Genomic DNA, 1616 nt, shown 5'->3' with positions numbered 1-1616 from the left:
CCTGATCGGAATAATGACACCCTTCAACACCGAAGGCATGCGCGCCAAGCTGAAACGCCTGGTCAACCGCGGCATCCTCACAGAACCCGAACCCGGCCTGTTCACTCTCACCCCGCCGACACCGACCACCCCAGAGACCGACTCAAGCTGAAATCGGACGAAGACCCGCAGAACATCCACTCAGCACACCCATGCCGTTGTACGTGGACTGCAGGCCGGATTGACCCACATCGCCGGCGTCGACGAGAACGCCATTCGCTTGGCCAGCGACCGCGACGTGAGGATCAGCATCGGCATGCCATCCGGCCTGCGGCACATGTATGCCCTCGGCCCCGCGCCAGCCCCCCGCTGCCCTCCGGCTCCGCCGCCGCACAGCCGACCACCTCGGGCTGTGCGACGATGGCTTCGGTAGCCCTATCCGATTCGATACCTCATCCGCGATGTCGGCCTCGACATCCCCGCAGTCAAACGCCTACCCCGGCAGAGGACTGGCACACCGCTGACGCACTCCGGATGCGAGGCGGTGCGGCGCATGGCACATTGGTCGTGAGGGCCGCGCAGTGCCAGGCAAGCGCTGGGCCGGCCGCGTGCAGCCTGTCCCTCCGTGGCCGCCGGTGCCCGAGGATTGCGGATGACATAGCGCAGCAGGTCATCACTCCTCCCGTAAGCCAGTGTCGCGGTCACGTCCCGGCTGACGAACTGTGGGGTATGCGTATGCACCGAATGCACTCGATTCGTTACTCGGCTGCTGCCGCGGTCGGCATCTCCTTTGCCATGTCCGCACTCGTCCCCACGCACGCCTACGCTACGGGCCCGTCGGCGACACCCTCCCCAACCGCCTCCAAACCCACCATCGTGCTGGTCCACGGTGCCTGGGCCGACGCCTCCAGCTGGAACGGCGAAGTCAAGATCCTCCGCAGCGCGGGGTATCAGGTACGTGCCATCGCCAATCCTCTGCAGAACCTGACCACCGACTCGCAGACGGTTGCCGACTTCCTCAAGACGGTGCACGGCCCGGTGGTGCTCGTCGGACACTCGTACGGGGGCAGTGTCATCACCAACGCCGCTGCGGAGACCAAGAACGTCAAGGCCCTGGTCTACGTGGACGCGGCCGCGCCCGCCGTCGGAGAGACCACCGGATCCGTGAGCGGCTCCACCTCGGCACTGAACGCGCCGGCCAGCAAGCTGTACGACACCGCGGCATACCCCCAGGCCCCGTCCGGCGGGCAGAACCTGTATCTGAAGAAGGACATATTCGTCAAGGATTTCGCAAGTGACCTGCCCACCAACCAGGCCGAAAACCTGTGGGCGACGCAGCGCGCCGCCTCGACGATCGCGTTCAACACGCCGTCGCGGCACGCAGCCTGGAAGACCATCCCGTCCTGGTACTTCATCAGTTCAGGCGACCGGATCATCACCCAGCAGTCGGAAGAACACATGGCTCGTCGCGCCCACGCGAAGACGACAGTCTTCCAAGGCGGGTCACACCTGACCCTGATCTCGCACCCTGACGCGGTAGCCAAGGTCATCAGCACAGCGGCCGGCTCCGTTGGCTGACACCCGTAACGGCGACCGCTCGGGCCTCCTCCGATGCGTCGGAGGAGGCCCGAGCGGTC

The 1616-nt window shown here is 65.8% G+C and carries 1 protein-coding gene; it reads left to right on the top strand.

Annotation, left to right across the window (positions count from 1 at the left end; genetic code table 11):
* The first annotated feature begins 774 nt into the window (after window positions 1–774).
* Window positions 775–1557 (top strand): alpha/beta hydrolase, encoded by a 783-nt coding sequence (locus CCN51_RS51405; protein WP_055414375.1) that lies wholly within the window; start codon window positions 775–777, stop codon window positions 1555–1557.
* Window positions 1558–1616 lie beyond the last annotated feature (59 nt).

Origin of the sequence: Streptomyces milbemycinicus (assembly GCF_002154605.1) — a bacterium.
Lineage (GTDB): Bacteria > Actinomycetota > Actinomycetes > Streptomycetales > Streptomycetaceae > Streptomyces > Streptomyces milbemycinicus.
Note: the sequence above shows the minus strand (reverse complement) of the source record. Positions and strands in the feature narration are given on the sequence as shown.

What these genes read in the sequence shown, in the direction of transcription:
- CCN51_RS51405 (WP_055414375.1), top strand. Translation starts at nt 775, where the DNA reads ATGTCCGCACTCGTCCCCACGCACGCCTACGCTACGGGCCCGTCGGCG.